This window comes from Micromonospora sp. NPDC047812, assembly GCF_040704175.1.
In the GTDB taxonomy this organism is placed as follows: Bacteria; Actinomycetota; Actinomycetes; order Mycobacteriales; family Micromonosporaceae; genus Micromonospora.
The window spans coordinates 1,590,130-1,615,383 of sequence record NZ_JBEYRY010000001.1 but is presented as its reverse complement, the minus strand read 5'-3'; the positions used below and the strand labels follow the sequence as shown (position 1 = coordinate 1,615,383).

Here is a 25,254-nt window from a genome sequence, read left to right as displayed (position 1 = left end):
GCGGGTGGGACTGATCGACTCTTCTGCCCTAGGCTTTCCGCTCATGAGCAGTGCCGCCGCGTTCTCGTACGCTCCCTTGCTGCCGACCGGCCCGGACCAGACGGAATACCGCCTGGTCACCGACGAGGGCGTCGACGTCGTCAACGGGCCGGGGGGTCGCCGGTTCCTCACCGTGGAGCCGACCGCGCTCACCGCGCTCACCGCCGAGGCGATGCACGACATCGCGCACTTCCTGCGCCCCGCGCACCTGGCCCAGCTGCGGTCGATCATCGACGATCCGGCGGCCTCGCCGAACGACCGGTTCGTCGCGCTCGACCTGCTCCGCAACGCCAACATCGCGGCCGGCGGCGTGCTGCCGATGTGCCAGGACACCGGCACCGCGATCGTGATGGGCAAGCGCGGCCGGCACGTGCTCACCGACGGCAGCGACGCCGAGGCCGTCTCGCGCGGCGTCTACCAGGCCTACACCCGGCTCAACCTGCGCTACTCGCAGCTCGCCCCGCTGACCATGTGGGAGGAGCGCAACACCGGCAGCAACCTGCCGGCCCAGGTCGAGCTCTACGCGGAGGACCCGGACGGGCAGCCCGACGCGTACAAGTTCCTCTTCATGGCCAAGGGCGGCGGCTCGGCCAACAAGTCGTACCTCTACCAGGAGACCAAGGCGCTGCTGAACCCCACGAGGATGATGCAGTTCCTGGAGGAGAAGCTGCGGCTGATCGGCACCGCCGCCTGCCCGCCGTACCACCTCGCCGTCGTCATCGGCGGCACCTCCGCCGAGTACGCCCTGAAGACCGCCAAGTACGCCAGCGCCAAGTACCTGGACGCGCTGCCCACCTCCGGCTCGATGAGCGCGCACGGCTTCCGGGACCTGGAGCTGGAGGCGGAGGTGCTGGAGCTGACCCGCAACTTCGGCATCGGCGCGCAGTTCGGCGGGCGCTACTTCTGCCACGACGTGCGGGTGGTCCGGCTGCCCCGGCACGGCGCCTCCTGCCCGGTGGCGATCGCCGTCTCCTGCTCGGCCGACCGGCAGGCGGTCGCCAAGATCACCCCGTCGGGCGTGTGGCTGGAGCGGCTCGAGACCGACCCGGCGCGCTACCTGCCCGACGTCACCGACGAGACGCTCGACGCGTCCGAGGTGGTCCGCGTCGACCTCAACCGGCCGATGGACGAGATCCGCGCGGAGCTGTCGAAGTACCCGGTGAAGACCCGGCTGTCACTGACCGGCCCGCTCGTGGTGGCCCGCGACATCGCGCACGCCAAGATCGCGGAGCGGCTGGACGCCGGTGAGCCGATGCCGCAGTACCTGCGCGACCACGCGGTCTACTACGCCGGCCCGGCCAAGACGCCGGAGGGCTACGCGTCCGGCTCGTTCGGCCCGACCACCGCCGGCCGGATGGACGCGTACGTGGAGAAGTTCCAGGCCGCGGGCGGCTCGCAGGTCATGCTCGCCAAGGGCAACCGTTCCGTCCAGGTCACCCGATCCTGCCAGCAGCACGGCGGCTTCTACCTCGGCTCGATCGGTGGCCCGGCCGCCCGGCTCGCCCAGGACTGCATCAAGCACGTCGAGGTCCTGGAATACCCGGAGCTGGGCATGGAGGCGGTCTGGAAGATCCAGGTGGAGGACTTCCCGGCCTTCATCGTGGTCGACGACAAGGGCAACGACTTCTTCGCCGAGGTCACCAAGCCGGTGCTGACGGTCGGTCGGCGCTGATCCACGCGTACGCGAAGGGGCGCCGGGCAGTGGCCCGGCGCCCCTCGTCGTCTCCCTGCGTCAGCTGGCCCGGCTGGCGTAGAAGGTGCCGCTGAAGGTCTCCGACACGATGCCGTCGGCGGTCCGCGTGTGGACGGTGACCCGGTGGATCCCGGCGGTCGTCGGGGTGTACCCCACCGACGCCGACCCGTCGGCGCCCGCCGCGACCGTCTGCGCCGGACGGCCGTCGAAGGAGTAGACGAACTCCGTCACCCCGGGCATGCCGGCCTGGAGGACGAACGTCCCCGGCGTGCCGGCGACCGCACCCTGGAACTTGTTGATCGGGTACTCGACGGAGCTGACCGTGGGCCTGGTCGCCAGGTGGAACCGGTAGCTGCCCTCGCCCGACGGCAGGTCACCGGCCGTGCGGCTGCGGACGTACACGGTGTTGTAGCCCGGCTTCGTCGGCGTGACCGTGACGGTGGCCGTGCCGTCGGCGGCCGCCGGCACGGTCTGCTCCGGCCCGTCGTCGAGCCGGTACGTGTACTCGACGACGTCCTCCATCCGGGGCGCGAACGTCAGGGTGCGCGGCTGGCCGTACCCGGCCGTCGGGTTGGCGTCGGTGATCGTCGGGCTGGTGGTGCGCACCCAGAACACGTAGCTCGTGGCGGGGGAGCGGTTGCCCGCGAGGTCCACCGCCTCGACGGTGAGCGTCCTCGGCCCGTCCCGGTCGGGGGTGAGGGTGACGGTCGCCGAGCCGCCCGGGACGTCGGCCGCCACGTCGGTCGCCGGCTGCCCGGACACGCTGTAGCGGAATCGCACCGTGTCGGTGTCGCCGCCGGCGGAGAAGGTGAACTGGCCCGGGATGCCGGGACCGCCGTACCAGCCGTCGTCGGCCGGGTAGTCCGTGGAGCTGACCGTCGGTTGGGCGGGGCTGGTGGTGTCGACGGTGAACCGGCACTCCGCCGACCAGGCGGAGGTGGCGTGCTGATCGGCCGCGCGGACCGCGAAGGCGTAGCTGCCGCCGTCGACCATCGCGCCGGCCGGCACCGTGTACTGGAAGCGGCGCGGCGCGGAGAACGCCCCCGAGGTCCACTCCGTCCGCTCGTCGGGCCGGTCGACCGGCCACCACGCGAAGGTCGCCGTCACCTGCTCAACGAGGCCGGTCCCGTTCGCGTCCGGGTCGGTGACCTCGGCGGTGAGGGTCGGCGTGGCGGTGTCGACCACGTGGTCGACGGCGCAGTCCCGCCCGGCGACGCTGAGGGCGCCCGGCACGTCGGGCGCGGCGTTCGCGGTCAGCGAGATGCCCGGCGTCCGCAGCAGCCGACCGTGGTGCTTGTTCTCCTCGTGGTCCCCGGGGACCCGCACCATCAGCGTGAGCGAGTCCCGCCCGGCGTCGACCGCCTGCTGCACGGTCCGCGTGAGCGGCAGTTCGAGGTGGGCCGCCGGGCATCCAGCGGTGGGATCGAGGTCGCCGACCTTCTCCCGTACGGTCGGCGCGTCGTCCCACGTCGGCGCGGTCGCCGGCGGATCCGTGCGCCACAGCTCCAGCTCGCGCGGCCGGTCGCAGTCCGCGACCGCCGACTCACCGGTGCGCAGCGTGGCGTCGATGATCTCCTTGCCCCGGTAGGGCGTCAGGTCGAACGTGAGGTAGGCCCTGGTCGTGCGCTTGACCCCGGCGGTCTCCAGGGTGCCGACCGGGACGCCCGCCTCCGTGGTGGTGAAGGCCGCGCCCTGCTGCCGCGCGTCCGTGTAGCTCACGCTCGCCGGCGGGACCCAGCGGGCCGGTGCGGCGACGGCGGGCTGGGCGGTGACGACGACCGCCCCGGTGGCGGTGAGGAGTGCGGTGAGCCCGGTGGTGAGGATCCGGCGCGGAGCGCGCCGACGGCGTACGGCGGGCACGCCGGTGGAACCCCGTTCTTCCTGCAAGGTGAAAGACCCTCCGATGGAGTGCGAATACTTCCACGATCTTAAGTGCCTGGTCCCGGTGCCGGCGCCCGACTTTCGACCGGCCCCGTGTGCCGGTCGGTCCCTGCCGCGTACGCGAAGGGGGCGCCGGGCGTGCTGCCCGGCGCCCCCTCGACGTTCCCGTGGTCAGCTCCAGTCGATCCAGATGCCGTAGTACGCCTCGCCGGAGACCACCCCGGCCGCCGTCCGGCTCCGGACGGTGATGTTGTGGCTGTACGGCGAGTCCGCCGTCCACGTCACCCGGGCCGTGCCGTCCGCGCCGACCGCGACGGTGCGTTCCGGGCCGCTGTCGATGGAGTAGACGAACTCGGTGCTGCCGGCCAGTTGGCTGGTGAACACGAACTCGCCGGTCTGGCCGACCACCACCCCGCCCTGGTGGCCGAACACGTCCGAGGTGACCAACGGGCTCTTCGGGTCGACCCGGAACGAGTAGTACTGGGCATCCGTGACGATCCCGCCGGCCGTCCTGGCCCGCACCACGAGCTGGGTCCAGCCGCCGTACTCGATGTTGAAGGCCTGCGGAGTCCACTGGATGGTGGCGGTGCCGTCGGCGCCGGCCTCGACCGTCCGCTCCGGCTCGTTCGCGAACTGGTAGACGTACGAGGTGACCCCGCTCGTGCCGGCGTGCGGGGTGAACGTGAACGTCCCTGCGACCCCGGGCCCGCCACCGGTCAGGTTCCGCGGGTACACCTCCGAACTCACGTCGGGGGCGACGGAGGCCGCGTGGAACGAGTAGTAGGTGGACTCCGACTGCACCCCGGCACCGGTCCGGCTGAACACCTCGAGGGTCTGATTGGACACGTCGCGCGGGGTGTACTTGATCGTCGCGCTGCCGTCCGGGCCGGCCGCCACGGTCTGCGGGTCGCCGCCGTCGAAGCTGTAGACGTACTCGACGACATCGTCCATGGCCGGCCGGAACACGAAGGTTCCCTCGGTGCCTGCCGGCGTACCGGGCCACCCGTTGTCCGGCCAGCTCGGGGAGGTGACGAAGGGTGAGGTCCGGACGTGGAAGGCGTACTGCGCGTCGCCGGAGGGCACGCCGCCGCTGGTGCGGCTTTGCACCCGCAGCGTGTTCTGGATCTCAGTCGGGATCACCGTCACCGTGGCGACGCCGTCGGCGTCGGCCGCGACGGTGCGCTCCTCACCGTTGAACCACCACACGTACTCGGTCACGTCCGCCATCACCGGCGAGAAGGTGATCTCCCGCGGCTGGCCCAGCCGACCCTCCGGATTGCCGTCCGTGACCCGGGGCGCGGTGTCCCGGACCCAGAACTCGTAGCCGACCGTGGCGGACCGGTTGCCGGTCCGGTCCACGCTGTACACCTCGATGCGGTGCGGACCGGAACGCTTCGGGGTGTAGGTGAAGGTGGCGCCGCCGCCGAGCCCGTCGGCGGCGACCTGCCCGGATCCGTCGTAACCCCAGTACTGGTAGCGGACGACGTCGTCGGAGCCGTTGGCGCCCAGGGCGAAGCTGCCGGGGACGTTCGGCCCGACGACGGACTGTTCCGGGTAGCGCGGGAAGTCCGTCGAGACGACCGTCGGCTCCGCCGGCTTGCGGGTGTCGACCGTGAACCGGCACTCCGGCGACCAGGGCGAGGTGTCCCCGTACTGGTCGGTCGCGCGGACGGCGAAGGCGTAGTGTCCGCCGTCGACCAGCTGTCCCTGCGGCACGACGTACCGGAACCGGGCGGGCGCATGCATCGAGCTGGGCCACGTGTACTCGGTCCGCGCGGTGGGCCGGTCCACCGGCCACCAGGCGAAGGTCGCCGTCACCTGGTCGCTGCCGCCGGTCTCGTTGACGTCCGGGTCGGTCAGCTCAGCCTGGAGCTCGGGCGTGGTGGTGCCGACGAAGGCGGCGTCCGTGCAGGCGACGCCGCTGACACTCAGCTTGCCGGGCGTGTCCGGAGTGGCGTTGTGCTCCAGCGAGAGGCCGAGGTTGGTGATCCGCCGCCCGTAGTGGAGGGACTCCTCCGCGTCGCCGACCCGGATCATGAGGGTCAGGGTGTCCTGCTGCCCGGTGACCGCGGTGGCGACGGTCTCGGTGATCAGCCTGGAGAGGTAGCTCCAGGGGCAGGGCGCCTCCGGCAGGCTCAGATCGGCGATCTTCGCCCGGGCGGTGGGGGCGTTCTTCCAGGTCGGCGGGGTGGCGGGGGAGTCGGTCCGCCACAGCTCCAGCTGTCGCGGCTTGTCGCAGTCGTTGACCGTCTTTTCGCCGGTGATGGCGCGGGCGCTGATGATGCGCTGCCCGTGGTACCGGGTCAGGTCGAAGGTGAAGTACGCCCGGGAGGTGTGGTTGCCGCCGTCGGCGTCGTTCCAGGTGCCGACCGGCACGGTGCCGTCGGTGGAGGGGAAGGTGCCGGTGGGTCGCTCGGCGTCCGTGACGGCGACGCTGGTGGGGTGGAGGAAGGTGAGGCCGGCCGAGGCGGGCTGTGCGGTGACGGCCAGCGCGCCGGTCGCGGCGAGCAGGGTGGCGACGCCGGTGGCCAGGAGTCGGCGCGGAACGCGCCGGTGGCGTGGGCCGGGCACGCCGGCGGAACCCCCGTTGTCGTGCAAGTTGGAGCCCTCCATCGAAGAGGCAGAATTTTCGCGATCTTAAATCAATGAGTCGGCGCCGGGCGCCAGACTTTCGGCTGGGCTGGACTGAGCGATCATCTGCGAGTCCTTCGTCGAGGCGGCAGGATGGTACGCGTGACGACTCCAGAGGCGACGGGCTACCGGATCGAACGCGACTCGATGGGCGAGGTGGAGGTGCCCGCCGAGGCGCTGTGGCGGGCGCAGACCCAGCGCGCGGTGCAGAACTTCCCGATCTCCGGCCGGGGCATCGAGCCGGCCCAGATCCGGGCGCTGGCCCAGATCAAGGGCGCGGCGGCCGAGGTCAACGGCGAGCTGGGCGTGATCGACGCGAACGTGGCGGCGGCGATCGCCGCCGCCGCCGCGCACGTGGCCGACGGCGGCTACGACGACCAGTTCCCGATCGACGTGTTCCAGACCGGTTCCGGCACGTCGTCGAACATGAACACCAACGAGGTCATCGCGACGCTGGCGAGCCGGGAACTGGGCCGGGACGTGCACCCGAACGACGACGTGAACGCGTCGCAGTCCAGCAACGACGTCTTCCCGTCCTCGATCCACCTGGCCGCCACCGAGGCGGTCGCGCGGGACCTGCTGCCCGCGCTGGCCCACCTGACGGAGGCCCTGGAGGGCAAGGCGACGGAGTTCGAGACCGTGGTGAAGGCCGGGCGTACCCACCTGATGGACGCCACCCCGGTGACCCTCGGGCAGGAGTTCGGCGGCTACGCCGCCCAGGTCCGCTACGGCATCGAGCGGCTGGAGGGGGCGCTGCCCCGGCTGGCCGAGCTGCCGCTGGGCGGCACGGCGGTGGGCACCGGCATCAACACCCCGCTCGGCTTCGCCGCGAAGGTCATCGAGAAGCTGCGCGGCTCGACCGGGCTGCCGCTGACCGAGGCGCGTAACCACTTCGAGGCGCAGGGCGCCCGGGACGCGCTGGTGGAGACGTCCGGGCAGCTGCGCACGATCGCCGTCGGTCTCTACAAGATCGCCAACGACATCCGCTGGATGGGGTCGGGCCCCCGCGCCGGACTGCGCGAGCTGCGCATCCCCGACCTCCAGCCCGGCTCGTCGATCATGCCGGGCAAGGTGAACCCGGTCGTCGCCGAGGCGATGCGGCAGGTCTGCGCCCAGGTCATCGGCAACGACGCCGCCGTCGGGTTCGCCGGCTCCCAGGGCGACTTCGAGCTGAACGTCATGCTCCCCGTGATGGGCCGCAACCTGCTGGAGTCGGTCCGCCTGCTCGCCGCGTCGAGCCGGCTCTTCGCCGACCGCCTGGTGGTCGGCCTGGTCGCGGACGCCGAGGTCTGCCTGGCGTACGCGGAGGGCTCGCCGTCGATCGTCACCCCGCTCAACCGTCACCTCGGGTACGACGAGGCCGCCTCGATCGCCAAGGAGGCGCTGGCCAAGCAGATCTCGATCCGCGAGGTGGTCGTCGCCCGGGGGCACGTCGACTCGGGCAAGCTGACCGAGACCCAGCTCGACGAGGCGCTCGACCTGCTCCGGATGACCCACCCCTGAGCCGTGCGGTGCCGCCGGCTGGTCCGGCCCGGTAAGGCTCGGCATGCCGGCGGCGCTCCGGGAGGCGACGTCGGCGGGGCTGGCCGAGGCGAGCCGGCGGCCGCCTCGATGCCCAGCGGGCCATGCTGCGCGAGCCCTTTGGAGCTGAATCGTCTACGACATCACGGCCCACGCGTCGCCCGCGCCTCGCCCTCGCCTCGCCCGCGCGTGGTGTCCGTCCGTGTGGTCTCGCCTTCGATGCCGGCTGTCGATCTGGCGTGAGTCGTCTGCGACATCAGCTCCAAAGGCCGGGACCGGGGCCGGGGAACGGGGCCGGGGGCGGGGGTCGAGGGCCGGGGTCGAAGGCCGGGGGCCGGGGGCCGGGGTCGAAGGCCGGGGGCCGGGGGCCGAGGGTCGGGGCCGGGGTCGAGGGCCGGTTCCGGGGCGGGGCGTGTCGCTGGCGGTTTCCCACCTTCGGTTCAGCGCCCGTCGGCCGCCTTGCGGGCGCGGTAGGCGGTGACGGCGGCGCGGTTGCCGCAGCCCGCGTCGCAGAACCGGCGGGACCGGTTCTTCGACAGGTCGACGAGCACGTTCTCGCAGTCCGGGTGGTCGCAGATCCGCAGCCGTCGCAGTTCCCCGGTGCGTACGAGATCCGCCAGCGCCATCGCGGCCTCGACGGCCATCCTGGTCGCCAGCGGCGCGTCGCGCGGCACGGCGTGGATGTGGTACGGCTCGTCGTCGTGCGTGATGAGCTGCGGCAGCGCGGCGTTCTCGCGCAGCAGCCCGTTGACGATGGCGACGATCCCCTCGGTGTCGGCGTACCAGACGCGGCGCAGCCGGGGTCGCAGGTCGCGTACCGCCCGCAGTTCGCCCTCGGTGTGCTCGTGCCGCCCGCTGTAGGTGTGGGCGACGAAGAACGCGTCCAGGGCGGCGACGTCGGGCAGGCCCTCACCGGCGCGGCCGTCGGTGTTGACCAGCGCGGCCATGGCAGTCAGGGAGCATTCCGTGTCATGGGTGAATAGCAACTTGACTCCTGTCGGGGTGGCCGCATAGCGTCACGAGCATAGTGGCAGTTTACTAATGACAGTGGGAGTGGATCGATGCGTCAACCACCCGCCGCCGGGCTCGGTCTCGGCTTCGCCCTCCTCTCTGCCGTCACCTTCGCCACGTCGGGCACGTTCGCCCGGTCCCTCATCGACGCCGGCTGGTCGGCCGAAGCGGCCGTGGCCGCCCGGGTCGGTATCGCCGCGCTGGTCGTGGCGCTCCCTGCCGTGCTCTCCCTGCGCGGCAGGTGGGACGTGCTGCGCCGCAACCTCGCCGCGATCGGCGTGTTCGGGCTGCTCGGGGTCGCCACGGCCCAGGTCTGCTTCTTCAACGCGGTCCGCTACCTGCCGGTCGGCGTCGCGCTGCTGCTGGAGTACCTCGGCATCGTCCTGGTGGTGGGCTGGATGTGGCTGGTCCACGGGCAGCGTCCCCGCCGGCTGACCGTCGCCGGCTCGGTGGCGGCCCTCGCCGGACTGTTCTTCGTCCTGGACCTGACGGGCGCCGGCCGGCTCGACCCGGTGGGCGTGCTCTGGGGGCTCGGGGCGGCCGTCGGCCTCGCCGGCTACTTCGTGCTCGCCGGGCGGGTCGACGAGGAGCTGCCCTCGGTGGCTTTGGCCAGCGGCGGCATGGCCGTCGGGGCCGCCGTCCTGCTGCTGCTCGGCGCGGTCGGCGCGCTGCCGCTGCGCGCGGCCTTCGGCGAGGTCACCTTCGCCGGGCAGCGCACCAGCTGGCTGGTGCCGGTGGTCGGCCTGTCGCTGGTCGCCGCCGTCGTCGCGTACCTCGCCGGGATCGCCGGCACCCGGATCCTCGGCGCCCGGCTGTCGTCGTTCGTCGGGCTGACCGAGGTGATGTTCGCCGTGCTGATCGCCTGGCTGGTGCTGGGCGAACTGCCCACCGTGGTCCAGTTGCTCGGCGGCGCCCTGATCGTCGCCGGCGTCGCGCTGGTACGCGTTGACGAGCTGCGCGCTCCCCGTGCCGGGGACCGCCCGGAGCCGCGCGCCACCGAGCCCGCCCTGCCGTGACGGCTGGGGTGGTCCGGCCTGCCGCCCGCACTGCGGATGAAAACGAGATTCCCGCCATAGCCGACGCTGCCCTGGCGGAATGCGCACCGGTGATGTCTGATGGCTGCCACGTCCCTCAACGAGAGGATCCGATGTGGTGAGCAAGCGCTTCACCGCCGGTGCTGTCGCGTCCGCGACCGCGCTGGCACTTGCGGTGACAGGTATGAGCGTGCCGGCCAGTGCCGAGCCGAGCAGTGCCCGTACCTTCACCGTCGTTGCCGAGGACGGCGTCTCGGCGGACGCCGCGATCGCCGCCATCCGGTCGGCCGGCGGCATAGTGGTCTCCCGTTCCGACGACGTCGGCATGTTCCGGGTGACCAGCGACCGGGCCGACTTCGCGGCCAAGGCCACCGCCGCGACCGCGCTGATCGGCGCCACCGAGCAGAAGGCCATCGGCCGCAAGCCCAAGCTGGACCGGGTCGAGCAGGAGCACCTGCTGGCCGCCGCCGCGGCCAAGGGCACGGGCGCCAAGCGCGGCAAGAAGATGGACCCGCTCGACGAGAAGCTCTGGGGCCTGGAGATGATCCGGGCGGACCAGGCGCGCAAGGTCGAGCCGGGCGACCGCCGGGTCACCGTCGGCGTGCTGGACACCGGCGTCGACGCCAGCAACCCCGACATCGCGCCGAACTTCAACTGGTCGCTGTCCCGCAACTTCGCCCCCGACATGGTGGACGTCGACGGCCCGTGCGAGGTGGCGAGCTGCCTCGACCCGGTCGGCACCGACGACGGCGGGCACGGCACCCACGTGGCCGGCACGATCGGCGCCGCCGCCAACGGCTTCGGCCTCTCCGGCGTCGCCCCGAACGTCTCCCTGGTCGAGCTGAAGGGCGGCCAGGACTCCGGCTACTTCTTCCTGGAGCCCGTGGTCAACAGCCTGCTGCACGCCGGCAAGGTCGGCCTGGACGTGGTCAACATGTCCTTCTACGTCGACCCGTGGCTCTACAACTGCACCGCCAACCCGGCCGACTCCCCGGAGGACCAGGCCGAGCAGCGGGCCACCATCAAGGCCATGAAGCGGGCGCTGAACTTCGCCCACGACCGGGGCGTCACCCTGGTGGGCGCGCTGGGCAACAACCACGAGGACCTGGGTGCCCCGCGCACCGACGTGTCGAGCCCGGACTACGGCGACACCGCGCCCTACCCGCGCGAGATCGACAACGACAGCTGCTGGGACCTGCCCACCGAGGGCCCCAACGTGATCAGCGTGTCGGCGGTCGGGCCGTCGGGCAAGAAGTCGGACTTCTCGAACTACGGCACCGAGCAGACCGCGGTGGCGGCGCCCGGCGGCTGGTTCCGCGACGGCTTCGGCACGGACACCTACCGCACCGACGCCAACATGATCCTCTCGACGTACCCGAAGAAGGTGCTCCAGGAGGAGGGCTCGGTCGACGCCGACGGCAACATCGTCGCCGGGTTCGAGGAGACGGTCTTCAAGCAGTGCAAGGCCAACGGTGAGTGCGGCTACTACACCTACCTGCAGGGCACCTCGATGGCGGCCCCGCACGCCTCCGGCGTCGCCGCGCTGATCGTCAGCAAGCACGGCAAGAAGGAGCGGCACGGCGGCTTCGGGATGGCGCCGAAGCTGGTGGAGCAGCACCTCTACCGGACGGCGGCCGAGCACGCCTGCCCGGAGCCGCGCCTGCAGTCGTACGCCAACGAGGGCCGGGACGCCGAGTTCGACGCGTACTGCGCCGGAGGGCTGAACTTCAACGGCTTCTACGGTTACGGCATCGTCGACGCGTACGCGGCGGTGAAGACCCCGCTCAAGCCCAACGCCCGCCCGTAACGGCGGACGGCAGGGGCCCGGCCGACTCGTTCGGCCGGGCCCCTCGCATGTCCGGCGGTGGGCGGCCGATCCGCCGGACGGTGGCGGGAGCGTCCCGGTCACTGGCGCCAGCCCCGGGCCCCGAGCGCGGCGCGAACCTCGCGCAGGACGCCGGGGAAGTCCTGGCGCAGTCGCCTGCCGGTCACGGGCAGCACGAGCCAGCCGGCACCGACCAGTCCGGCGATCCGGTCGAGGTGCCCGCTGCCGGCCTCGGCGTGCCGCCCGTCCTGGGCGACGGCGACGCGGTACGCCGGCCACGCCAGGTCGGCGTGCAGGACCAGCCCGGAGGCGACCCGGACCGGGTGCCGGGCGGCGGGGCGCGGCAGCCCGGCCAGCACCAGCCGCACCCGCAACTCGGACTCGGCCGGCGACCGGGCGCCCGGATCCGCCAACTCGAACACCCAGCGCGCCCGGCGACCGCCGGGCCGCTCGGCGTTGCGGTCGGCGACCGCGCCGAGGGCCTCGCGGCTGGTCAGCCTTTGCCGGAGCAACGAGTCGACGATGCCGACCGCACGGAGCGGTTCCAACCAGACGGCCGTCTCCCAGGCCGCCGAGGTCGGATCCGTGCGGGCCGGCACGCCGGCGGTCCGCAGATCCGCCACCAGCAGGCCGCCCGGGGGCGGAAGGACCGCGCTGGTCCGGCCGGTGGCGAAGGGACGGGCCGCGATGTTGCGGCGCTCGGCGGCCGGGCAGGCCGCCGTGCTCGGGCCCTCGGCGGGCGCGCGGGCCGCGATGTTGCGGCGTTCTGCGGGCGGGCGGGCCGCCGTGCCCGGGCCCTCGGCGGGCGCGCGGGCCGCGATGTGCCGGCGGTCGGCGGGTGGTCGGCCCGGCACGCCCGGACCGTCGCCCGCCCTTCGGGATCGCGCGGACGCGCACGACGACGGCGTGGCCGGGCCCGTGGAGTGCACGCGCAGGCCCCGCTGTGGGCCGAGGCGCATCGTCCTGGGGACGAGGACGTGCACGTCGTCGGCGAAGGAGGCGGCGTGCTCGACGCCGTGCAGGTAGGCCGCCGAGGGGCCGGCGACGACCGCCTCGGGCGGCAGCCGCAGGGCGGCGGCCCGGCAGGCCAGGGCGTGGTCCCGGTCCAGCCGGGCGTCGGCGTAGACGTCGTGGCGCAGGCGCAGCCAGGCCGAGCTGCGCAGCTGGTGCTCGGTGACCAGCCCCTGTCGGATGGCGTCTGAGCCGCGGAAGACCTGCCAGGCCAGTACGCCGGGCCGGTGCGGTGGAGGTGGCATGTGGGCAGCGTGCCCGCCGTCCGGCCCCGTCCGACAGCTCTGTGGACAACCGGGTCGCCCCGAGGAGTGCCGACTGTGGACAACCGGCACGGCGGTCGCCTGATGTGGTAGGGGGCCGCCCCGGACCTGCGGGGCGACGACCCGGGGAGGGCGACGACCCGGGGAGGGCGGCGACTCGGGACGGCGGCTCGGGGAAGGAACGCGGTGGCTCAGGAGAGGGCGGTGGCGATGGCGGTGGCGGCGGCGAGGACCTGCGCGCCGACCACCTCGGCGTCCAGCGGGGCCAGCGCCACCACCCCGACGCTCGCCTCCAGGCCCGGCACGCCGAGCACCGGGGCGGCCACCCCGTACGCGCCGGACTGGAGCTCCCCGGCGGTGCTCACCGGGCCGGCGGCGCCCGTCCGGCCGGCGAGGATGGCCCGCCCGGCCGCCCCGCGCTCCAGCGGGTGCCGTGCCCCCGTCCGGTACGCGACGTGGAACGACGTCCAGCTCGGCTCGACCACGGCGAGCGCGACCCCCTCGCCGCCCTCGACCACCGTCAGATGGGCGGTCGCGCCGGCCTGCTCGGCGAGGCGGCGCAGCGCGGGCAGCGCCCCCTCGGCGAGCAGCGGCTGGGCCCGCCGGGCCAGGTGCAGCACGCCGGCGCCGAGGCGCAGGCGGCCCTCGCCGTCGCGGCGCAGCATGCCGTGCGCGGCGAGCGCGCCGACCAGCCGGTACACCGCCGCCCGGCCGACGCCCAACCGGTTCGCCGCCTCGGTGACGGTCAGCCCGCCCGGCGCGTCGGCGACCAGGTGCAGCAGGCGCAGCCCTCGGTCCAGCGTCTGCGCCGTCTCCCCGCCCCGCGCCGTCGTCTCCACGCCAGCAGCGTACGACCCGGCTCCGGACAACCCCGGAACGCGTGGGACGGCTACCCTTGTACGGTGACGCTACGCCTGTATGACACCGCCACCCGATCGGTGCGGGACTTCGTCCCGCGGGAAGCCGGCAAGGTGGGGGTCTACCTGTGTGGTCTCACCCTCCAGGCCCCGCCGCACATCGGTCACCTTCGCTCCGGCGTCAACTACGACGTGCTGCGCCGCTGGCTGCTCGCCGCCGGCTACGAGGTCAACTTCATCCGCAACGTGACCGACATCGACGACAAGATCCTGGTCAAGGCGATGGAGCAGGGCCGGCCGTTCTGGTCGATCGCGTACGCCAACGAGCTGATCCTCGCCGATTCCTACCGGGCGCTCAACGTGCTGCCCCCGACGTACGAGCCGCGGGCCACCGGGCACATCCCGGAGATGCACGAGTTGATCGCCAAGCTGATCGCCGACGGGCACGCCTACCCGGCCACCGACGACTCCGGCGACGTCTACTTCGACGTCTGCTCGTGGCCGGCGTACGGCTCCCTGTCGGGGCAGTCGCCGGACGCGATGCAGTCGGCCGGGGACGCGCCCGACCGGGGCAAGCGCGACCCGCGCGACTTCGCGCTCTGGAAGGGCGCCAAGCCCGACGAGCCGGCGGACGCCTACTGGCCGTCGCCGTGGGGGCGGGGCCGGCCGGGCTGGCACATCGAGTGCTCGGCGATGTGCTGGCGCTACCTCGGCGCCGAGTTCGACATCCACGGCGGGGGGTTGGACCTCACCTTCCCCCACCACGAGAACGAGATCGCCCAGTCGCAGGCCGCCGGCCTGCCGTTCGCCCGCTACTGGGTGCACCACGGGCTGCTCAGCATCGGCGGCGCCAAGATGGGCAAGTCGCTCGGCAACGCCCTCGACCTGACGTACGTCGACTCCCTCGGGGTGCGCCCGGTGGAGCTGCGTTACTACTACGCCGCCGCGCACTACCGGTCCCGGATCGACTACTCGGAGGACGCGCTGCGCGAGGCCGCCGTCGCGTACCGCCGGATCGAGGGTTTCGTGCAGCGGGCCGTCGAGCGCGTCGGCGCCGGCCAGCTCGGTGAGCTGCCGGGCGCGTTCGTGGCGGCCATGGACGACGACCTGAACACCTCCGCCGCGTTCGCCGTCCTGCACGAGGTGGTCCGCGACGGCAACACCGCGCTGACCGGCGGCGACGATGTGACCGTCCGCACGGCGCTGGCCTCGGCGCGCGCCATGCTGGATATCCTCGGGGTCGACCCCCTCGACCCGGCGTGGACCGGTGGCGGCCGCGCGGACGACCTGCGCGGCGTGGTGGACTCGCTGGTCGCGCTGGCCCTGGAGCAGCGCGCACAGGCCCGCGGCCGCAAGGACTGGGCCGCCGCCGACGCCGTACGTGACCAGCTCAAGCAGGCCGGCGTGGTGGTCGAGGACACCCCCCAGGGCCCCCGTTGGACTATTGGAGAGCAGGACTGATGGCCGGCAACTCGCAGCGCCGTGGCCGGCGTCTGACGCCGAAGGCGGGAGCCCCGAAGGGCTCCGGTGGCAAGAACAAGGACGCCCTCGCCGGGCGGGGCAGGACCCTGCCCGCCGACGAGCGGCCCTGGCACAAGGCCTACTCGGGCACCGAGAAGCTGCCCCAGCGCACCGCCTGGAAGCAGGACAAGGAGCGCCGGGCGGCGGCCGAGGAGGGCCGCGCCCCGAAGATCGGCCAGCCGGGCAGCAAGGACACCACCTGGGGCAAGGGCGGTGGCCGGGGCGTACCGACCGGCGGCGGGCGCGGTGCGGGCGGTCGGGGCGCCAGGCCCACCGGTCGCGGCGGCCCCCGGGTCGCACCGGGCCGCAAGTCCAACCCGTCGAAGGACACGCCGGAGCTGCTGGTCGGGCGCAACCCGGTGCTGGAGTCGCTGCGCGCCCAGGTGCCGGCGACCGCGCTCTACACCGCCCAGGGCATCGACGCCGACGACCGGGTCAACGAGATCGTCCGGACGGCCGCCGACCGGGGCATCGCGATCCTCGAGGTCAGCCGGGCCGAGCTGGACCGGATGACCGGCGGCGTGCTGCACCAGGGCATCGGGCTCCAGGTGCCGGCGTTCGCGTACGAGCCCTTCGAGGACCTCGTCGCGGCGGCGCTGGAGCAGGCCGCCCCGCTGCTGGTGGCGTTGGACGGGGTGACCGACCCGCGCAACCTCGGCGCGGTCATCCGGTCCGCCGCCGCCTTCGGCGCGCAGGGTGTCTTCGTACCGGAGCGGCGGGCGGCCGGGATCACCGCGACCGCCTGGCGGACCAGCGCCGGCGCGGCGGCGCGGGTGCCGGTCGCCCAGGTGACCAACCTGACCCGGTCGCTGAAGGCCTGCCAGGACGCCGGCTTCCTGGTCGTGGGCCTGGACGCCGACGGCGAGACCGACCTCTACGACCTGGAGGCCGCCGTCGGCCCGCTGGTCGTGGTGGTCGGCTCCGAGGGGCGGGGGCTCTCCCGGCTGGTCGGCGAGACCTGCGACCTGACGGTCAGCATCCCGATGGTCTCCGACGTCGAGTCGCTCAACGCCAGCGTCGCGGCGGCCGTCACCCTCGCCGAGGTGGCGCGCCGCCGAGCCGCCGAGGGCTGATCCGCAGACACGGCAAGGGGTGGTCCGCCGACGGCGGACCACCCCTTCGTCTTCAGAGGCCTACGGCCGGACAGGACGATGGGGGTGCCCGCCGATCGGCGGACACCCCATTTCGTCGTACGTCAGATGCGGTTGCCGGTGCTCGCGTTGAAGACGTGGCTGCGGCCCTCGCGCGGCTTGACGAACACGGTGTCGCCCATGTTCGGCATGGTGCGCCGGTCGGTGCGGACCACGAAGCGCTCGTTGCTGCCCTCGAGCGCGGCGTGGCCGTAGATGTTGGCGTCCGAGCCGAGGTCCTCGACCAGCTCGACGACGACGGGCATGCCGCCCTCGGTCGGGCTGACCAGGTCGCAGTCCTCGGGGCGGAAGCCGACGGTCACCTTGTTGTCGCCGCCGTCGGCGCGGGCCGCCTCGACCTGCTCACGGGTGAGCGGGATCTGCAGGTCGGCGAAGGCGGCGCCCCGCTCGCTCAGCGGCACGGTCTTGATGTTCATGGCGGGGGAGCCCATGAAGCCGGCGACGAAGACGTTGGCCGGGGTGTCGTAGAGCGCCCGCGGGGTGTCCACCTGCTGGAGCACGCCGTCGAGCATAACTGCCACCCGGTGGCCCATGGTCATGGCCTCGACCTGGTCGTGGGTGACGTAGACGGTGGTGACGCCCAGCTTCGCCTGCAGCGACGCGATCTGGGTACGGGTCTGCACACGCAGCTTCGCGTCGAGGTTCGACAGCGGCTCGTCCATGAGGAAGACCTGCGGCTCGCGGACGATCGCCCGGCCCATGGCCACCCGCTGGCGCTGACCGCCGGAGAGGGCCTTCGGCTTGCGGCCCAGGTACTCCTCCAGCTGGAGCAGCGCCGCCGCCTCCTTGACCCGCCGGTCGATCTCGGCCTTCGAGGTCTTGCGCAGCTTGAGCGCGAACGCCATGTTCTCGTACACCGTCATGTGCGGGTAGAGGGCGTAGTTCTGGAAGACCATCGCGATGTCGCGGGCCTTCGGCGGCAGGTGGGTGACGTCGCGGTCGTCGATGTGGATCGAGCCCTGGTCGACGTCCTCCAGGCCGGCGAGCATGCGCAGGCTGGTGGACTTGCCGCAACCGGAGGGGCCGACCAGGACGAGGAACTCGCCGTCGCCGATCTCCAGGTCGAGCTGGTTGACGGCGGGACGCTCCGTGCCCGGGTAAATCCGGGACGCCTTGGAGTAGGTGACCGTAGCCATGGTGGGGTGCTTCCTTTCACCGGCAGGAACGTGCCGGACGATCCGAGTGAAGGAGCGGCCGGCACGGGTACGCGCCGGCCCACGGGCAGCCTCTCAATGATCGAGATGTCATCCGTGTCACTGCACGGTAAACGGCTTTTCGTCACCTGCCAAGGCGGGGCGCACGGGATGGGACGGACCGCATAGACATTCCGGTCACTCGGGCACGGGCGGACATCAATCGACCGTCGATGTCGGTGGACGTCGTTGGATTGGCGACGTTTCCCGTGGTCGGGGGGCCTGCCGAGGCGGAAATCCGGACGTCAGTCGCTATGCTGACGTCGGCACCACACGCCCCTGTAGCTCAGCTGGCCAGAGCACTCGCCTTGTAAGCGAGATGTCGCCGGTTCGATCCCGGCCGGGGGCTCCAATTCCATCGGGCGTTCCGTGGCGGCCGTCGCCGCGAGATGGGCCATCAGCTGCGGCACCACAGTGTGCCGCAGGTCGTGCGGGCTGCCTCGGCAGTGGGACGCGGGTGCGCAGGTGATCAGGACGCCACGGACGTTACCTGGTCGTTTCTGGGTCCATGGCGCCCTGATCACCGTTGGCCGTGAAGCGGCGTGAAGCGGCGGGCGGCGGCGGGCGCCCGGCCGGTGCCTATGCTGGGCGGCGTGAGCAGGGCCACGGAGGAGTCGAACCGGGCCATGCTGCGCGCCCGGGACGCGATGGACCGCGCGTACGACCAGCCGCTGGACATCCCCGCCCTGGCCCGGATCGCGTACGTCTCCGAGGCGCACTTCATCCGCACCTTCCGGGCGACCTTCGGCGAGACCCCGCACCGCTATCTTCAGCGGCGGCGGGTGGAGCGGGCCATGTACCTGCTGCTGCACACCGACCGCGACGTCACCGACGTCTGCTACGCGGTCGGCTTCGCCAGCCTGGGCACGTTCAGCCGCACGTTCCGGCAGATCGTCGGGGAGCCGCCGTCGGAGTACCGCCGGCGCAAGGCGCCGACCGCCGCCGTGCCGGTGTGCTTCACCAAGGCCTGGACCCGGCCCAGCAGCTTCGGACAGCAGAGATCAGTTTTGGATAAGCAGCAGGTCAGGCCCGCCCCGTAGCGTTCCGGGCATGACGATGAACGCGATCAGCCGCTCCCAGATCTACGTGCTCGACCAGGACGAGGCCCTCGACTTCTATGTCGGCAAGCTCGGCCTGGAGGTCAACACCGACCAGGACCTCGGCTTCATGCGCTGGCTGACGGTGAACCTGCCCGGCGACCCGGAGCGCGAGATCCTGCTGGAGAAGCCGGGCCCGCCGGCGCTGGACCCGGCCACCGCCGAGCAGGTCCGCGAGCTGCTCACCAAGGGGGCGCTGGGCGGGTACCTCTTCATGACCACCGACGACGCGCACAAGACGTACGAGGACCTCGTCGCCAAGGGCGTCGAGATCACCGACGAGCCGATGGAGCGCCCGTACGGGATCGACTTCGGCATCCGCGACCCGTTCGGCAACAAGATCCGCATCGGCCAGATGTTCCCCCGGGGCTGACCTGGCGGCGGGGGACCTGGTCGCCGTCAACGACACCGCCCACTCGCCGCCCGAGCTGCGCGGCACCGGGCTGCCGGTCGACTACCGGTTCTGATCCGGTTGACGGGCAGGGCGGCGGCGGGCGCTGGGTCGACCACCGTCCGCCGCCGGACCGGCCGGGCGCTGCGCGGCACCGGATGGCGTCGTGGTGCTCAGGCGGTGGCGGTGAGCAGGAGTTCCGCCACCGCCCGGGTCGTCTCCGGTGGGGCGGCGTCGGACGGGCAGTCCACGTAGCCGGTCTCCACGGCCCCGACGGTCAGCCGGTAGTCGAAGGCGTCGTGGCAGGCCGTGGGGGCCGACGCGCGGCCGGCCTCGGCGGCGAGGGCCGGGTCGGCGACGAGCCGGCGCAGCCGGTCCAGGTCCGCGCCGGAGAGCCGGCCGGTACGCCGCGACCCGGCGCGGTCGACGACGCTCCACCGGCCGTCGGGCTCCACCGTCACGGTGTCGCCGCGCCCGGCGAAGCCGCCCGACCGGGTCAGCACGACGCGTGCCGCCGGGGCCGTCGGTGCGGAGGCGGGCGGCGCGGCGGCCGGTGCGGACGGGCCCGCCGGGAGGCTCTTCGGCGGCGGCACCCGGTGCGGCGGCTGGGTCGTCGCGCAGCCGGACAGGACCGTCGCCACCAGCGCGATCTTGATGCCGGCCATCGAAGCTGATCTCATGCCGCTCGGACGCACGGCGCGGCGGTGCGGTTCCCGCCGGCCCGGTTCCACCGAACGGTCAGTGTCCCGGGCGGAATTCCGATCACCCCTTCTCTTTTGGGTCTTCACATCGTTATATCTACATGCGTGACTATCCCTGTCGCGCATACCCCCGTTCAGGAGGGCACGTGAAGAGACCCCTCGCCGCCGTCGGTACGGCCCTGCTCACCAGCGGCCTGCTGACCGTCGTCGCCACCCCGGCGCTCGCGGCACCCCCCACCGCCCCCGCCCCGGGCGGGCCCGCCGCCGCCGCGGCGAGCGTCCTGCGGACCAATCCCGGCGCCGTCCAGGGCACCGGCGCCGAGTCCTACCAGGTGCACAGCACCAAGGTGGACGCCGACGGCGCCGCGCACACCCGCTACACCCGGACCTACCAGGGCCTGCGGGTGTACGGCGGTGACTTCGTCATCCACACGACCCCGAGCGGCGGCTACGCCGGCTCCTCGGTCGGCCTGGACGCCCCGCTGACCCTGCCCACCACGGCGAAGGTCCCCGCCGCCGCGGCGAAGAAGGCCGCCCGCGCCGAGTTCTCCGGCACGCTCACCGCCGTGGGCACCCCGGAGCTCTTCGTCGACGCCAGCTCCGGCAAGGGCCGGCTCGCCTGGGAGACCGTCGTCACCGGCTGGCACCCGGACGGGCAGACGCCGTCGCGGTTCCACGTCGTCACCGACGCCATCACGGGCAAGGTCGTCGGCTCGTACGACGAGATCGAGGCCGTGGCCGGCACGGGCAACAGCGTCTACTCGGGCGCCGTCACGGTGGACACCACGCTCTCCGGCAGCACGTACCAGATGATCGACCCGCTGCGCGGCAACGGCTCCACGTGCGACATGAACAACGGCACGTCGACGTGCACCACCTTCACCGACGCCGACAACACCTGGGGCACCGGCGCCGCCTCCAACCGGCAGTCCGCCGCCGTGGACGCGCACTACGGCGCCGCCAGGACCTTCGACTACTTCAAGAACGTGCACGGGCGCAACGGCATCTTCGGCGACGGCCGGGGCGTGCCCAGCCGGGTGCACTACGGCAACAACTACGTCAACGCCTTCTGGGACGGCTCCCGGATGACGTACGGCGACGGCAGCGGCAACTCCCGGCCGCTGGTCTCCATCGACGTGGCCGCCCACGAGATGAGCCACGGCGTCACCGAGAACGTGGTCCCCGGCGGCCTGACCTACTCCGGCGAGTCCGGCGGCCTCAACGAGGCCACCAGCGACATCTTCGGCAACATGGTCGAGTTCTACGCCAACAGCCCCGCCGACCCGGGCGACTACCAGGTCGGCGAGAAGATCAACATCAACGGTGACGGCACGCCGCTGCGCTACATGTACAACCCGGCCCTGGACGGCTCGGGCGACAGCTGCTGGTCCACCTCCACGAAGAACAAGGACGTGCACTACTCGTCCGGCGTGGCCAACCACTTCTTCTTCAACCTCGCCGAGGGCACCGGGGCCACCCCGTACGGCACCTCGCCGATCTGCGGCTCCGCCCCGGCGGTGACGGGTATCGGCCGCGCCAAGGCCGAGAAGATCTGGTGGCGGGCGCTGGACACGTACTTCACCTCCAACACCTCGTACGTCAACACCAGCAACCCGGCCAACACCGCCCGGGCGTACAGCCTGCGCGCCGCGACCGACCTGTACGGCAGCTGCTCCACCGAGTACCGGACTGTCCAGGCGGCCTGGACCGCGGTGAACGTGGCCGGCAACGACGCGCCGTGCTCGACCGGCAACGACTTCTCGGTCTCGCTCTCGCCGACCTCCGGCGCGGTGAACCCGGGCGGCTCGGTCTCCACCACCGTGGCCACCGCCACCACCAGCGGCTCGGCGCAGACCGTGACGCTGTCGGCCGCCGGCCTGCCGAGCGGGGCGACCGCCTCGTTCAGCCCGGCCTCGGTGACCTCGGGCGGCTCCTCGACCCTCACCGTCGCCACCACGGCCGCCACGCCGCCGGGCACCTACACGGTCACCGTGAACGGCGCCGGCTCGGTCACCCGCAGCGCCACCTACACGCTGACCGTGAACGGCACCGGGGGCGGCTGCACCAGCCCGGGTCAGAAGCTCGGCAACCCGGGCTTCGAGTCCGGGGCCACCACCTGGGCGCAGACCTCGGGCGTGATCGGCCAGCACGGCACCTCGCAGCCGGCCCGCACCGGCACGTGGAACGCGTGGATGAACGGGTACGGGAGCACCCGCACCGAGACGCTCTCCCAGTCGGTGAGCCTGCCGGCCGGGTGCACGTCGTACAACTTCAGCTTCTGGCTGCACATCGACACGGCGGAGACCACCACCGGCACCGCGTACGACACGCTGCGGGTGCAGGTGCTCAACTCCTCCGGGACGGTGCTGGCGACCCTCGCCACGTACTCGAACCTGAACAAGGCCACGGGATACAGCCAGAAGTCGTTCTCGCTGGCCGCGTACAAGGGGCAGACCGTGACCCTGCGGTTCACCGGCGTCGAGGACGCGTCGCTCCAGACGTCCTTCGTCGTGGACGACACCGCCCTCAACGTCTCCTGACGTAGCCGTACCGTCGCCGGCCCGGCGACCACCCCGCCAGGGTGGTCGTCGGGCCGGCGCCGTTATGGTCGCCGCACGCGTCGCCGGTCCCGGCGGCCGGGCGGGACGTCGAAGGGGTGGTGACGGTGGCGGACGCGGAACTCCTCGTCGAGATGACCGGGCCGGTGGCGACGGTGGTGATCCGGAACCCGGCGCGGCGCAACGCGATGACCACCGCCATGTGGCGGCGGCTGCCGGAGCTGCTCGACGGGCTGGAGGCCGACCCGGCCGTCCGGGCGCTGGTGCTCACCGGCGCGGGGGACACCTTCTGCGCCGGCGCGGACCTGGGCGACCTGGACGAGCTGCTGGACGCCGGTGACGCCAGCATCGCGGTGGCCGCCGAGGAGCGGCTCGCCGCCTTCGCCAAGCCCACCGTCGCCGCCGTCCGGGGCGCGTGCGTGGGCGGCGGCTGTCAGCTCGCCGTCGCCTGCGACCTGCGGGTCGCCACCACCGATGCGCGGTTCGGCGTGCCGCCGGCGCGGCTGGGCCTGGTGTACCCGGCGCCGACCACCCGCCGGCTGGCCCGGCTGGTCGGCCCGGCCGCGGCCAAGCACCTGCTCTTCACCGCCGAGCTGGTCGACGCCGAGCGGGCGCTGCGGGTGGGCCTGGTCGACGAGGTGCTGCCGGGCGACGGGCTCGCCGCCCGGGTGGACCAGCTCACCGCCGCCATGGTCGCCCGGTCCCAGCTGAGCGTCGCCGCCGCCAAGGAGATCGTCGACGGGCGGGCGGACGAGGACCGGATCGCCTGGTGGCACGGGCAGGTCCGGGCCAGCGGCGAGGCCCGCGAGGGCGTCGCCGCCTTCCACGAGCGCCGCCCGGCCCGCTTCGGCTGGACCCCGCCCGCCCGGCACTGACCGCCGGGGGCCGGCGGGCGCCGCGCCGGAGGCGTACCCCCGACGCGGCCCCCGTTCCCGCCGGCCGGTCCGTCACCGCCCGGCCAGCGACGCCCAGCTCGGGACCGCCGGCTCGCGGCGCAGCGGCATGCCCGCCTCGGCCGGCGTCCGGTCGCCCTTGCGCTGGTTGCACCCGTAGCAGGCGGCGGTCGTGTTCCGCCAGGTGTTCCGGCCGCCGCGCGAGCGGGGCAGGACGTGGTCGATGGTGCCGGCCGGCCCCCCGCAGTACGCGCAGCAGCGCCCGTCGCGGCGCAGCACGCCCGCCCGGGACCAGGCCGGTCCGGCGCTGAACCGCCACCGGGTCACCACGTAGCGGACCAGGCGCACCACCCGGGGCACCGGGAACACCCCGATCACCCGGTCCGGCTCGGCCTCGTGGATCTCGGCGACCCGCCGGCAGAGCATCCGGATCGCGTGCTGGACGGTGACCCGGTGCAGCGGGCCGAGGTCGGCGTTGACGACGAGGACGGCGTCCACCGGTGTCTCCCTTCGTGACGGTGACGAGCTGGGCGGGCCGGAGCGCGAAAGAGCCGCCCGGTCCGGATGCGGACGGGCGGCTCGACGTCGTGCGGGCACGCGTCAGTCGGGCCGGCCGCCCCCGGGGTCTTCGGCGCGGTGACCGCCGTTCGCCGGGCGCGTGGGCAGGCACGACGGCACGCAGGTGACGTGCGACATCGACATGACCAGCTCCCGCGGCGGTGGTTGACCTTGCGTGATCACGGTAGGTCGGCGGGGGAGAGAGGGGCAACGGATTTCGATCGAGGCCCCGGCTCGTCGGGGCGGCGCTGCCGGCGGGCCCGGCCGGCGGCCCGCGCGGCGGCCAGCGGCCGGTCGATGCGTACGGCCATCCGGGCGGTCAGCTCGCTCTCCAGCAGCGGCCGGTTGACCTCCCCGGCGACCGCGAGCGCCGGCCCCGAGACGGTGCGCCAGATCGCGGCCAGCCCGGCGCCCAGCCCGAGCAGGGCCACGGCGGCCCGCGTCACCGGCGACCCGGCGGCGGCGAGCGCGCTCACCCCCACCACGGCGAACAGCACCGCGAGCAGCGGTACGAGCACCGGCCAGAAGATCCCCCGGACGGCCTGCACCACCAGCTTCCGGTCCCGGACGATCAGGTTCCGGGCGACGATGGCGTAGTCCTCCTCGTCGAGCAGGTCCCTCGGGTGCAGCCCGCCGGTGAGCACGCCCTGCCACAGCTCGCCCTGGTTGCGCAGCTCGCGGGCCAGCTCGGGCAGCCCCGCCTCGGTCGGGTCGCCCATGCCCGCCCTGGTGACCGCCGACGCCCACGTCGACAGTGAGTGGCGGACCACCGCGGCCGAGTACGGGGGCAGCACGCTGGCCAGCTCGCCCAGCCAACGGCCGATCTCGAACTGCCGCCCGCCGAAGCGCTGGGCCACCTGCCCGGCGTCGCCGTTGCGCACGCCCTCGCCGTACCGGACGGTGTCGGCCAGCGAGCGGCCCAGCCGGTACGCCAGCCCCACCCGCTGGTTGGTGGCCATCGTCCAGCGCAGCAGCTCCACGTTCAGGTCGTCGAGGGCGAGCAGCAGGGCGTCGGCGGACCCGTCGGCCACCCGGCCCCGCGCGTCGGCGGTGGCGGGCAGCGGGCCGACGCGCCGGGTCAGCTCGGCGATCTGGGTGAGCGCGACCTCCACGCCGTCCAGGTACATGTGCATCCGCCGCCGCCCCGACATCTCGGTCAGGTTGGACAGCTTCGGCGGTGCGCCCGCCGGCCGGTCGGGGTCGAGCAGCTCGGCGGTCCGCGCGTGGTGGTAGGCGTCCGCCATCCACCAGCCGAGCCGCAGGGCGGTCACGACGCAGGCCCGCTCGTCCCGGACCAGCGGGTACGCGTCGTCCCGCGGCACGTCGGCGACGAGCGGGTCGTCGTCCGTGCGCGGCGACATCCCGCTGACCTCCCGGCTCATCCCAGAGGAACAGCCTAGGACAGCCGGGAGGCCCATTTGTCCG

Annotated in this window: 19 protein-coding genes and 1 tRNA gene; 11 read left to right on the top strand and 9 right to left on the bottom strand. The window is 73.1% G+C overall.

Annotation, left to right across the window (positions count from 1 at the left end; genetic code table 11):
• The first annotated feature begins 43 nt into the window (after nucleotides 1-43).
• A complete protein-coding gene (locus AB0883_RS07485) occupies nucleotides 44-1,711 on the top strand; it encodes a fumarate hydratase (protein ID WP_366640151.1) in 1,668 nt (555 codons plus the stop codon).
• Between the two features lie 60 nt (nucleotides 1,712-1,771).
• On the opposite strand, the gene AB0883_RS07480 is transcribed toward AB0883_RS07485, so the two are convergent.
• Both AB0883_RS07480 and AB0883_RS07475 read right to left on the bottom strand, forming a co-directional pair.
• Nucleotides 1,772-3,619, bottom strand: coding sequence for a hypothetical protein (locus AB0883_RS07480; RefSeq protein WP_366640149.1), 1,848 nt, complete (start codon nucleotides 3,617-3,619; stop codon nucleotides 1,772-1,774).
• Nucleotides 3,620-3,784: 165 nt separating this feature from the next.
• Nucleotides 3,785-6,226, bottom strand: a complete 2,442-nt coding sequence (locus AB0883_RS07475; RefSeq protein ID WP_366640147.1) for a hypothetical protein — start codon at nucleotides 6,224-6,226, stop codon at nucleotides 3,785-3,787.
• A 111-nt stretch (nucleotides 6,227-6,337) separates the two neighbouring features.
• Between AB0883_RS07475 and AB0883_RS07470 the strand changes: the two genes are divergently transcribed.
• A complete protein-coding gene (locus tag AB0883_RS07470) occupies nucleotides 6,338-7,747 on the top strand; it encodes a class II fumarate hydratase (RefSeq protein ID WP_366640145.1) in 1,410 nt (469 codons plus the stop codon).
• A 458-nt stretch (nucleotides 7,748-8,205) separates the two neighbouring features.
• Here AB0883_RS07470 and AB0883_RS07465 read toward each other — a convergent pair whose 3' ends face one another.
• Nucleotides 8,206-8,751 carry a CGNR zinc finger domain-containing protein gene (locus AB0883_RS07465; RefSeq protein ID WP_366640144.1) on the bottom strand — a complete coding sequence of 182 codons (546 nt, stop codon included), beginning with the start codon at nucleotides 8,749-8,751 and terminating at the stop codon, nucleotides 8,206-8,208.
• Between the two features lie 75 nt (nucleotides 8,752-8,826).
• Here AB0883_RS07465 and AB0883_RS07460 point away from each other — a divergent pair, with 75 nt between their 5' ends.
• Entirely contained in the window at nucleotides 8,827-9,792 is a 966-nt protein-coding gene (locus tag AB0883_RS07460; protein ID WP_366640143.1) for an EamA family transporter, read from the top strand.
• A gap of 136 nt (nucleotides 9,793-9,928) precedes the next feature.
• Nucleotides 9,929-11,617, top strand: coding sequence for a S8 family serine peptidase (locus AB0883_RS07455; RefSeq protein ID WP_366640142.1), 1,689 nt, complete (start codon nucleotides 9,929-9,931; stop codon nucleotides 11,615-11,617).
• 98 nt (nucleotides 11,618-11,715) lie between these two features.
• Here AB0883_RS07455 and AB0883_RS07450 read toward each other — a convergent pair whose 3' ends face one another.
• A complete protein-coding gene (locus tag AB0883_RS07450) occupies nucleotides 11,716-12,891 on the bottom strand; it encodes a hypothetical protein (protein ID WP_366640141.1) in 1,176 nt (391 codons plus the stop codon).
• A 209-nt stretch (nucleotides 12,892-13,100) separates the two neighbouring features.
• The gene (locus AB0883_RS07445; protein ID WP_121401531.1) at nucleotides 13,101-13,748 is read right to left on the bottom strand and encodes a helix-turn-helix domain-containing protein; all 648 of its coding nucleotides are present in this window, start codon (nucleotides 13,746-13,748) and stop codon (nucleotides 13,101-13,103) included.
• Nucleotides 13,749-13,811: 63 nt separating this feature from the next.
• On the opposite strand from AB0883_RS07445, the gene cysS reads away from it, so the two are divergent.
• Nucleotides 13,812-15,227 (top strand): cysteine--tRNA ligase, encoded by a 1,416-nt coding sequence (cysS, locus tag AB0883_RS07440; RefSeq protein WP_366640139.1) that lies wholly within the window; start codon nucleotides 13,812-13,814, stop codon nucleotides 15,225-15,227.
• Entirely contained in the window at nucleotides 15,227-16,360 is a 1,134-nt protein-coding gene (gene rlmB, locus AB0883_RS07435; protein ID WP_366640138.1) for a 23S rRNA (guanosine(2251)-2'-O)-methyltransferase RlmB, read from the top strand. Before cysS ends, rlmB begins: the two co-directional genes overlap by 1 nt.
• Before the next feature lie 122 nt (nucleotides 16,361-16,482).
• Here rlmB and ugpC read toward each other — a convergent pair whose 3' ends face one another.
• A complete protein-coding gene (ugpC, locus tag AB0883_RS07430) occupies nucleotides 16,483-17,574 on the bottom strand; it encodes a sn-glycerol-3-phosphate ABC transporter ATP-binding protein UgpC (RefSeq protein WP_121401528.1) in 1,092 nt (363 codons plus the stop codon).
• Between the two features lie 332 nt (nucleotides 17,575-17,906).
• Here ugpC and AB0883_RS07425 point away from each other — a divergent pair.
• The 3 genes from AB0883_RS07425 to AB0883_RS07415 all read left to right on the top strand — a co-directional run bounded on the left by AB0883_RS07425 (nucleotide 17,907) and on the right by AB0883_RS07415 (nucleotide 19,101).
• Nucleotides 17,907-17,983 (top strand) — tRNA-Thr (locus tag AB0883_RS07425).
• A 241-nt stretch (nucleotides 17,984-18,224) separates the two neighbouring features.
• On the top strand, nucleotides 18,225-18,671 hold the full coding sequence (locus AB0883_RS07420) for an AraC family transcriptional regulator (RefSeq protein ID WP_366640136.1): 447 nt from the start codon (nucleotides 18,225-18,227) through the stop codon (nucleotides 18,669-18,671).
• A 10-nt stretch (nucleotides 18,672-18,681) separates the two neighbouring features.
• Nucleotides 18,682-19,101 carry a VOC family protein gene (locus AB0883_RS07415; RefSeq protein WP_121401524.1) on the top strand — a complete coding sequence of 140 codons (420 nt, stop codon included), beginning with the start codon at nucleotides 18,682-18,684 and terminating at the stop codon, nucleotides 19,099-19,101.
• Between the two features lie 191 nt (nucleotides 19,102-19,292).
• On the opposite strand, the gene AB0883_RS07410 is transcribed toward AB0883_RS07415, so the two are convergent.
• The gene (locus AB0883_RS07410; protein WP_366640135.1) at nucleotides 19,293-19,784 is read right to left on the bottom strand and encodes a protealysin inhibitor emfourin; all 492 of its coding nucleotides are present in this window, start codon (nucleotides 19,782-19,784) and stop codon (nucleotides 19,293-19,295) included.
• Between the two features lie 182 nt (nucleotides 19,785-19,966).
• On the opposite strand from AB0883_RS07410, the gene AB0883_RS07405 reads away from it, so the two are divergent.
• Nucleotides 19,967-22,360, top strand: a complete 2,394-nt coding sequence (locus AB0883_RS07405) for a M4 family metallopeptidase (RefSeq protein ID WP_366640134.1) — start codon at nucleotides 19,967-19,969, stop codon at nucleotides 22,358-22,360.
• 119 nt (nucleotides 22,361-22,479) lie between these two features.
• Complete coding sequence (locus AB0883_RS07400; RefSeq protein ID WP_366640132.1) at nucleotides 22,480-23,253, top strand: enoyl-CoA hydratase/isomerase family protein; 774 nt, start codon at nucleotides 22,480-22,482, stop codon at nucleotides 23,251-23,253.
• Nucleotides 23,254-23,325: 72 nt separating this feature from the next.
• Here AB0883_RS07400 and AB0883_RS07395 read toward each other — a convergent pair whose 3' ends face one another.
• Nucleotides 23,326-23,769 carry an HNH endonuclease gene (locus AB0883_RS07395; RefSeq protein ID WP_121401520.1) on the bottom strand — a complete coding sequence of 148 codons (444 nt, stop codon included), beginning with the start codon at nucleotides 23,767-23,769 and terminating at the stop codon, nucleotides 23,326-23,328.
• Between the two features lie 239 nt (nucleotides 23,770-24,008).
• Nucleotides 24,009-25,211 carry a hypothetical protein gene (locus AB0883_RS07390; RefSeq protein WP_366640131.1) on the bottom strand — a complete coding sequence of 401 codons (1,203 nt, stop codon included), beginning with the start codon at nucleotides 25,209-25,211 and terminating at the stop codon, nucleotides 24,009-24,011.
• Nucleotides 25,212-25,254 lie beyond the last annotated feature (43 nt).